This is a genomic window from Microbacterium sp. zg.Y909 (genome assembly GCF_024626565.1).
Window position 1 is genome coordinate 1 of record NZ_JANJFJ010000190.1, and the last position, 8,491, is coordinate 8,491.

General features: G+C 71.0%; 8 protein-coding genes. 6 read left to right on the forward strand and 2 right to left on the reverse strand.

The features are described 5' to 3' along the window. The 6 genes from NQ160_RS13835 to NQ160_RS13860 all read left to right on the forward strand — a co-directional run. The coding region (locus NQ160_RS13835) for a 4Fe-4S dicluster domain-containing protein (RefSeq protein WP_257515793.1) at positions 1 to 390 on the forward strand (390 nt) is incomplete at its 5' end. Between the two features lie 63 nt (positions 391 to 453). Beyond that, on the forward strand, positions 454 to 1,662 hold the full coding sequence (locus NQ160_RS13840) for a YihY/virulence factor BrkB family protein (protein WP_257515794.1): 1,209 nt from the start codon (positions 454 to 456) through the stop codon (positions 1,660 to 1,662). 64 nt (positions 1,663 to 1,726) lie between these two features. Further along, positions 1,727 to 2,578 carry an exodeoxyribonuclease III gene (locus tag NQ160_RS13845; protein ID WP_257515795.1) on the forward strand — a complete coding sequence of 284 codons (852 nt, stop codon included), beginning with the start codon at positions 1,727 to 1,729 and terminating at the stop codon, positions 2,576 to 2,578. 46 nt (positions 2,579 to 2,624) lie between these two features. Then, positions 2,625 to 3,629: a tryptophan--tRNA ligase gene (trpS, locus tag NQ160_RS13850; RefSeq protein ID WP_257515796.1), complete on the forward strand. Its 1,005-nt coding sequence runs from the start codon at positions 2,625 to 2,627 to the stop codon at positions 3,627 to 3,629. Positions 3,630 to 3,682: 53 nt separating this feature from the next. Next, complete coding sequence (locus NQ160_RS13855; RefSeq protein ID WP_257515797.1) at positions 3,683 to 4,249, forward strand: GNAT family N-acetyltransferase; 567 nt, start codon at positions 3,683 to 3,685, stop codon at positions 4,247 to 4,249. 89 nt (positions 4,250 to 4,338) lie between these two features. Continuing rightward, on the forward strand, positions 4,339 to 5,214 hold the full coding sequence (locus NQ160_RS13860; RefSeq protein ID WP_257515798.1) for an Fpg/Nei family DNA glycosylase: 876 nt from the start codon (positions 4,339 to 4,341) through the stop codon (positions 5,212 to 5,214). A gap of 10 nt (positions 5,215 to 5,224) precedes the next feature. Here NQ160_RS13860 and glpK read toward each other — a convergent pair whose 3' ends face one another. Then, on the reverse strand, positions 5,225 to 6,766 hold the full coding sequence (gene glpK, locus NQ160_RS13865) for a glycerol kinase GlpK (protein WP_257515799.1): 1,542 nt from the start codon (positions 6,764 to 6,766) through the stop codon (positions 5,225 to 5,227). After that, positions 6,763 to 8,491: glycerol-3-phosphate dehydrogenase/oxidase (locus NQ160_RS13870; protein ID WP_306853381.1), on the reverse strand; the 1,729-nt coding region annotated here is incomplete at its 5' end. The genes NQ160_RS13870 and glpK, both read right to left, overlap by 4 nt.

An 8,491-nucleotide genomic window follows, 5' to 3' on the forward strand; every position in this document is an offset into this window, starting at 1 on the left:
ATGGAGCCGTTCTTCGCGTCGTACCGCGAGGTGCAGCCCTTCCTCATCTCCACCTCCAAGCCGGAGCCGGGCAAGGAGCGCATCCAGACGATCGCGAACCGCGAGATCTTCGACGACACGACCAAGTGCATCCTGTGCGCGGCCTGCACATCGTCGTGCCCGGTGTTCTGGACCGACGGGCAGTACTTCGGGCCCGCCGCCATCGTCAACGCGCACCGGTTCATCTTCGACTCGCGCGACGACGCCGGCGACGCCCGCCTGGACATCCTCAACGACAAGGAGGGCGTGTGGCGCTGCCGCACCACCTTCAACTGCACCGAGGCGTGCCCCCGCGGCATCGAGGTGACCAAGGCCATCGCCGAGGTCAAGCAGGCGATCCTGCGCAAGTAGGACACACGTCACCGAGGGCGGATGCTGCGACCTGCGGCATCCGCCCTCGCTTACGCTGGGCGCGTGAGCGACTCCGGCCGCAACGGCACGCCCGACGACGTGCGGGATGAATCGTGGCGCGCCCGCTGGGACGACTCGGTGCTGCGCGAACGCCTGGACGAGCCGATCGAGCGCGCGTCGGCGCTGCGCCGGCGCACCCTGAAGGCCTTCCCGGTGCGGGTCTGGCGGCACTTCCTGCGGCACAACGGGTTCCTGCTGGCCGCCAGCATCAGCTACCAGTCGCTGTTCGCGATGTTCGCGGTGCTGTACTTCGCGTTCGCGATCGTGGGGCTGTGGCTCGGCGGCAGCACGCAGGCCATCGACGCCCTCATCGCGCTGGTGAACCTCTACATTCCCGACCTCATCTCCACCGGCGGCCTGGTGTCGCCCGAGGATGTCACCCAGGTCGCCCGTTCCAGCACGGGCGCGCTGGCGGTCACCGGTTCCGTGGCGGTCCTGGTCGCGATCTGGACCGCCATCGGCTTCGTCACCTATACCCGCCGTGCCGTGCGCGACATCTTCGGCCTGCCGTACGATTCGCGCAGCTACCTGGTGCTGAAGGCACGCGACTTCGTCGCCGCGGCCATGTTCGGCGTCGCGCTCGTGCTCGGCGCGGGGCTCGGGGCGATGGCCTCGGGCGCGGTCAATCTGCTGTTCGACCTGTTCGGGTGGGAAGACGCCGCCACCTGGGTGTCGGTGGTCAGCCGGGTGGGGTCGATCGTGGTGGCCTTCGCGATCAACTCCACCGCGCTGGCGCTGCTGTTCCGTTTTCTCGCCGGGGCCTCGGTGCCGTGGCCCACCATCTGGCCGGGCGCGCTGCTCGGCGGGGCGGCGATCGGCGTGCTGCAACTGGGAGCCGGGCTGCTGCTGGTCTACACCCCGGCCAATCCGCTGCTGGCGACGTTCTCGGTCTTCATCGCGTTCCTGGTGTGGTTCCGCCTCGTCGCCATCGTCATCCTCGTCGCGGCGTCGTGGATCGCGGTCGCAGCCGCCGACCACGACATCCCCCTCGCCCCGGTCAGCGATGCGCAGCGCCGCGCCGTCGAAGCGCGCGCGCTCGTGATCGCCGCGGAGGTGCACCTGCGCGAGGCACGGGAACGGCGCCGGCGCGCGCCCTGGTACCGAGCCCGCCGAGCCGCCCGCGACGTGCGCGCGGCGAAGGAAGAGCTCGCTCGCGCGCAGGCGGCGCTGCCACGGGCCGACGGCCCCGTCCCCGGCGGGCTGCTGGACTGAGGGCCGGCGCTCCGCTGGTTCGCCGCGGCGTCGGGTGTCGGCGCCGCTGGTTAGGCTTTTCGTCGTGCCACGAACACTTCGCATCGCCTCCGTCAACGTCAACGGCATCCGCGCCGCCGTCCGAAAGGGCATGACGCCCTGGCTCGAGGAAGCCGGTGTCGACATCCTCACCCTGCAGGAGGTGCGGGCCGAAGCATCCGACCTCGCCGCCGCTCTGCCGGGCTGGCACGTCGTCAACGACGAGGCGCTGGCGAAGGGCCGCGCGGGCGTCGCCATCGCCGCCCGCGAGCCGCTGGAAGTATGGCGCACCGACCTCGGCGCTGACGAGACCCTCGACACCAAGGGTCGCTGGGTCGAAGCCGACATCGACGTCGACGGCGAGCAGGTCACCGTCGTCAGCGCCTACGTCTTCACCGGCCAGGCCGACACCGACAAACAGGTGGCGAAGTACGCGTTCCTCGACGCCATGGAGGCCCGCATGCCGCACCTCGCCGCCGACGGTGCGCTGGCCGTGATCACCGGTGATCTCAACGTCGGGCACCGCGAGCTCGACATCCGCAACTGGAAGGGCAACGTCAAGAAGGCCGGGTTCCTCCCCCGCGAGCGGGCGTACTTCGACCGGTTCACCGGCGCCGTCGGCGCCCAGATCACCGGCGTCGACGGATCGACGGGCACCGGGCTCGGCTGGGTCGACGTGGGGCGCACCTTCCACGGCGAGGTGGACGGGCCGTACACATGGTGGTCCAACCGCGGCAAGGCGTTCGACACCGACACCGGGTGGCGCATCGACTACCACCTGGCCTCCCCCGCGCTGGCGGACCGGGTGGTGGACTACCGCGTGGTGCGGGCGCCCTCGTGGGACACACGGTGGAGCGACCACGCGCCCGTCATCGCTGACTACACCGTCGGGGTCTGACGCGGGCTCGGTGAGGGCCTCGGCATCCGCTCTCTAGACTGGAGGGGTGACCAAGCCCCGTCTCTACTCCGGAATGCAGCCCTCGGCCGATTCGCTCCAGATCGGCAACTACATCGGGGCGCTGCTGCAGTGGCGTGACCTGCAAGAGGCGTACGAGGCGTACTTCTCGGTGGTGGACCTGCACGCGCTCACCCAGCCGAACGACCCCGCCGAGCTGCGCGAGAAGACCCGTCGCACGGCGGCGCAGTACATCGCCGCCGGCATCGAGCCGTCGCGGTCGACGCTGTACGTGCAGTCGCACGTGCGCGCCCACGCGGAGCTGGCCTGGATCCTCTCGACCATCACCGGGTTCGGTGAGGCCGGCCGCATGACGCAGTTCAAGGACAAGTCGCAGCGTCATGGCACCGACGGCACGACGGTCGGCCTGTTCACCTATCCGATCCTCATGGCCGCGGACATCCTGCTCTACCAGACCGACATCGTGCCGGTGGGAGACGACCAAAGGCAGCATGTCGAGCTCACCCGCGACCTCGCGGAGCGCTTCAACTCCCGCTACGGCGAGACGTTCACGGTGCCGATGCCGGTGATCCAGAAAGAGACCGCCCGTATCTACGACCTGCAGGACCCGCTGGCGAAGATGTCGAAGTCCGCCGAGTCGGATGCCGGCGTGCTGTGGCTGCTGGATGACCCCAAGGTGTCGGCGAAGAAGATCATGCGCGCCGTCACCGACAGCGAGGGCGCGGTGCGGTACGACCGCGAGAACAAGCCCGGGGTGTCGAACCTGCTGGTGATCTATGCGGCCCTCACCGGTCGGCAGATCCCCTCGATCGAGGACGAGTACGCCGGCCGCGGGTACGGCGATTTCAAGAAGGGACTCGCCGAGGTCGTCGTCGAGGAGTTCGGACCGGTTCGCGCCCGCGCGCTGGAGCTGCTGGACGACCCCGCCGAGCTCGACCGGGTGCTCGCGGCCAACGCCGCCCGCGCCGAAGAGGCCGCGGACGCCACGCTGTCGACCGTGTACGACCGCGTCGGGCTGCTCCGCCGCGCCTGACCCGGGTGCGGCCGGCGGCGTTGGGCACACCGCGGCGCGGTTAGGCTCGAATGATGCAACCGGTGACCCTCCGCACGTCCCGCCTCGAGCTGTCGCTCCCGACCGAGGCGGATGCCGACGCCGTCACAGCCGCCGCGCAGGACCCCGAGGTCGCTCGCTGGACGACACTGCCCTCGCCGTACCACCGCAGCCACGCCGTCGACTTCATCGCCAAGGCCGCCGAGTGGTGGGATGCCGAGACCGAGCTGACCTGGGCCGTCCGCAGCGACGGCGCGTGGATCGGCATGCTGGGCCTGCAGCACCTGCATGTGGGCGGCGACGCCGAGATCGGGTTCTGGATGGCGGCGTCCGCGCGCGGCCAGGGCTACCTCGGCGAGGCGGCCCGCGCCGTCATCGACTTCGCGTTCGACCCCGACGGGCTGGGCCTGCAGCGCATCGAGTGGCAGGCGATCGTCGGCAACATCCCCTCCGCCCGCACGGCGCGCTCGCTGGGATTCCGCTACGAGGGCCTGATGCGCCGGAAGCTCGTCGACCCCCGCGGCCGTCACGACGGCTGGGTCGCCGGGCTCCTCCCCACCGACGACCGCTCGCCGGTGGACTGGCCGATCCTGGCGGTCTGACCCCGCGCCTCGCCGGCGCCCCACGGCCGCCCGGTGGCACCGACGCAACCCCCCGCCCACGCTCCCCGGGTCCGTGCCAGGATGCCGGTATGCCCGAGATGCCAGAAGTGCAAGGGCTCGTCGACTTCCTCGGCGAGCGCGCACGCGGCCTGCGCGTGTCGCGCGCGACGGTCGCGAACATCGCCGCGCTGAAGACGTACGACCCTCCAGTCGACGCCCTCGTCGGGGCGGAGATCACCGGCGCCGAGCGCCACGGCAAGTTCGTCGACCTCGCCGCGCGCACCGAGACCGGCGACACGCTGCACCTCGTGTTCCACCTCGCCAAGGCGGGGTGGCTGCGCTGGTACGACCGGCTTCCGGCGACCGTCATCAAGCCCGGTCGCACCCCCATCGCCCTGCGCATCGCCTTCGACGACGGATCGGGCTTCGACCTCACCGAGGCCGGCACGAAGAAATCCCTCGCCGTCTACGTCGTCCGCGCGCCGGCCGACGTTCCCGGCATCGCGCGCCTCGGCCCGGACCCGCTCGATCCGGGCTTCGACCGCGACACGCTCGCGGGACTCCTCGCCGGTCGGCGCACCCAGATCAAGGGGGTCCTGCGCGACCAGTCCGTGATCGCGGGGGTCGGCAACGCCTACTCCGACGAGATCCTCCACGCCGCGCGCATGTCGCCCTACGCCCTCGCGGCGGGGCTCGACGACGCCGAGGTCGACCGCCTGTACGCAGCCCTCCGGGAGACGATCACGGATGCCGTTGCAACGGCATCCGGCAAGCCCCCCGCCGATCTGAAGGATGCCAAGCGCCGCGGCATGCAGGTGCACGGCAGGCGCGGCGAGACCTGCCCGGTGTGCGGCGACGAGGTGCGGTCGGTGTTCTTCGCCGACAACTCGCTGGAGTACTGCCCCACCTGCCAGACAGGCGGCAAGATCCTCGCCGACCGCCGGCTGTCACGCCTGCTGAAGTAGCGTTCGCGCCCTACTCGTCGGTGCCCATGAGGATGCGGGCATCTTCGTCGACCCAGTCGAAGGACTTGGTCACAGCCTTGCGCCACATCCGGTGCCGACGCTCGCGCTCGTCCTCGTCCATGCGCGGCTCGAAGCGCGCCTCTTCCTGCCAGTACGCGCGCAGTTCGTCGTGCCCAGACCAGACCCCGGTGGCGAGCCCTGCCGCGTAGGCGGCGCCGAGCGCGGTGGTCTCGATCACCCGCGGCCGCACGACCGGGATGCCCAGGATGTCGGCCTGGAACTGCATCAGCAGGTCATTGCGGGTCATGCCGCCGTCCACCCGCAGCTCGTCGAGGGTCGTGCCGGAGTCGGCGGCGACGGCCTCGACGATGTCCCGCGTCTGGAACGCGGTCGACTCCAGGGCCGCCCGCGCGATGTGCGCGCGGTTGACGTAGCGCGTCATGCCCACGAGTGCCCCGCGAGCGTCGGGCCGCCAATAGGGTGCGAACAGTCCCGAGAAGGCGGGCACGAAGTAGGCGCCGCCGTTGTTCTCCACCGTCGCCGCGAGGGTCTCGACCTCACCCGAGCTCTGGATGATCCCGAGATTGTCGCGCAGCCACTGCACGAGCGAGCCGGTGACGGCGATCGACCCCTCCAGCGCGTACCGGGCCGCCTCGCCCTCTCGGCGGTACGCGACGGTCGTGATGAGGCCGTGTTGCGACCGCACGAGTTCGTCCCCGGTGTTCACGAGCAGGAAGTTGCCGGTGCCGTAGGTGTTCTTCGACTCCCCCGCGTCGAACGCCGCCTGGCCGAAGGTGGCCGCCTGCTGGTCGCCCAGGATGCCGGCGATACGGATGCCGCGCGCGACGCCGGGCACCGTGACCTCGCCGACCACCTCGGACGACGAGCGGATCTCGGGCAGGATCGCCCGCGGAATCCCCCAGACCTCGAGCATCTCGTCGGACCATTCCAGGGTCCGCAGATCCATCAGCAGGGTGCGGGAGGCGTTGGTCACGTCGGTGACGTGGATGCCGCCGCGGCTGCCGCCGGTGAGGTTCCAGATCACCCAGCTGTCGGGGGTGCCGAAGAGCACGTCGCCGGCTTCCGCCGCCGCCCGCACTCCCGGGACGTTGTCGAGGATCCAGGCGATCTTGGATGCCGAGAAGTACGTCGCCAGCGGCAGCCCGGTCTGCTCGGCGAACCGCTGGCTGCCGGCGTCGGATTCGGCCGCCAGCTGATCGATGCGCCGCTGCGTGCGGGTGTCCTGCCAGACGAGGGCATTGTGCACCGGCCGGCCGGTGCGCCGGTCCCAGAGCACGGCGGTCTCACGCTGGTTGGTGATGCCGATGGCGGCGACGTCGCCCGCGCCCACCCCGGCGCGCGACATCGCCGACGACAGCACCCACTCGGTGTTGGTCCAGATCTCCATCGGGTCGTGCTCGACCCACCCCGCCCGCGGGAAGATCTGCGCGTGCTCGCGCTGAGCGGTGGTGACGATGGCGCCCGCGTCGTCGAAGACGATGGCGCGGGTGGACGTCGTGCCCTGGTCGATCGCGATCACGTGGTCGGTCATCGCGCCTCCCGACTGTCGGCGAAGGGTTCCGCACGCGCCGGGTGCGGCGGGTCGGACGCCCCGGCGGGGTCGGCGGCGTGCACGGCCTGCAGCGCCCGATCGATCTCCTGCCCGACGCGGGTGCGGTTCCACCCGAGCACCGTGGCGATGGCGCCGGCCGCCTCGCGTGCCACTTCCGCGGTGACCGCGCCGGTGAAGGCCAGGTCCGTGCGGCGCATGAAGAGGTCATCGAGGTGACGCACGTGCTCGGTCGCGGCGAGGTGGCGCAGCTCCCCTGAGCTGTAGCCGGCGGCGCTCGCGAGCGGCTTGTCGTCGGGATCGGCGGTGACGGCGGCGATGACCTCGGCGGCGATCGTGCCGTAGCGAGTGAGCAGCTGGTCGACCCTCTCCACCGGCAGGTCGCCGGCGTTGGCCTTCACCCACTGCGCGCGGGCACGCTGCGTCGTCGGGAAGCCGCGTCCGCCCCCGATCGCGGTGCCCTTCGTCGAGCGACGCCGGGGCGCACCGAGGTGGCCGAGCACGGTGTCGGCAAGCCGCTCGGCCGAAGCCCGGAAGGTGGTCCACTTGCCGCCCACGAGGGTCAGCACGACCGCGGGAAGTCCCGCCACCTGCGTCTCGTCGATGCGGTAATCCCGCGACACGAACCCGGGGGCGACGTCGTCGTGACGAGGCAGCGGCCGCACGCCGGAGAAGCGGTAGACGATCTCGTTGCGATCGACGTTGATCCCGGGAAGCACCTGCCGCACCAGGTCGATGAAGTAGTCGACCTCGGCCTCGGTGCACACCGCGGGCTCGCGCATGTCGTGCTCGAGGTCGGTGGTGCCGATGAGCACGCGACCGCGCAGCGGGTAGATCAGCACGATCCGGCCGTCTTCGTTCTCGAAGAACAGCTCTCTGCCTCCGGTCGCCGCCAGCAACTGGGGGTTGTCCACGACGATGTGCGACCCCTTCGTGCCGCCCATGCGCCGGACCGGGTCGCCCAGGCCGGCATTGGTCAGGTCGGCCCAGGGGCCGGTCGCGTTGACGATGACGGAGGCTCGGAACACGGTCTCATCGCCGCTCATCGCGTCGCGCAGCAGAATGCCGCCTTCGCTCACCCCGACCGCGGCGGTGTAGTTCGCTGCCCGGGCCTGCCCCGCGCCGGCCGCGAGCGCATCCCGCAGCACGTCGATCGCCAGCCGCTCGGGGTCGTGGACCGAGGCATCCCAGTAGGTCGCGGTGTACTTGACGGCCGGATTCAGATCGGGGAGCTCGTGCAGGGCGCGCTTGCGCCCGCGGAAGGCGTGGCGCGGGACCCGCCCGCCGCTGCGCGAGAACGAGTCGTAGATGACCAGACCGATCTTGATCAGCGCGGCCCCGCGCTCACGCGTGGCGCCCGAGCCGTGCCGGAGGAACCGCAAGGGCGCCGAGAGCAGCCCCGAGAAGGTGGAGAAGATCGGGATGGTCGTCTGGAGGGGTCTCACGTAGTGCGGCGCGGTCCGCAGGAGCGCGTTGCGTTCGGTGACGGCCTCGTGCACGAGGCGGAATTCGCCGTTCTCGAGGTAGCGCACCCCGCCGTGGATCATGTGCGACGACGCTGCGGAGGCGCCGCTGACGTAGTCCGACCGGTCCACCAACGCGACGTCGACCCCCTGCATGGCCAGGTCGCGGAAGGTGGCAAGTCCGTTGATGCCGCCGCCCAGGATCAGCACGTCCGCGTGAGGTCGCGCGGCGAGGGCGGCGAAT

What these genes read in the sequence shown, in the direction of transcription:
- NQ160_RS13855 (WP_257515797.1), top strand. Translation starts at nt 3,683, where the DNA reads ATGCAACCGGTGACCCTCCGCACGTCCCGCCTCGAGCTGTCGCTCCCG.
- NQ160_RS13860 (WP_257515798.1), top strand. Translation starts at nt 4,339, where the DNA reads ATGCCCGAGATGCCAGAAGTGCAAGGGCTCGTCGACTTCCTCGGCGAG.
- glpK (WP_257515799.1), bottom strand. Translation starts at nt 6,766, where the DNA reads ATGACCGACCACGTGATCGCGATCGACCAGGGCACGACGTCCACCCGC.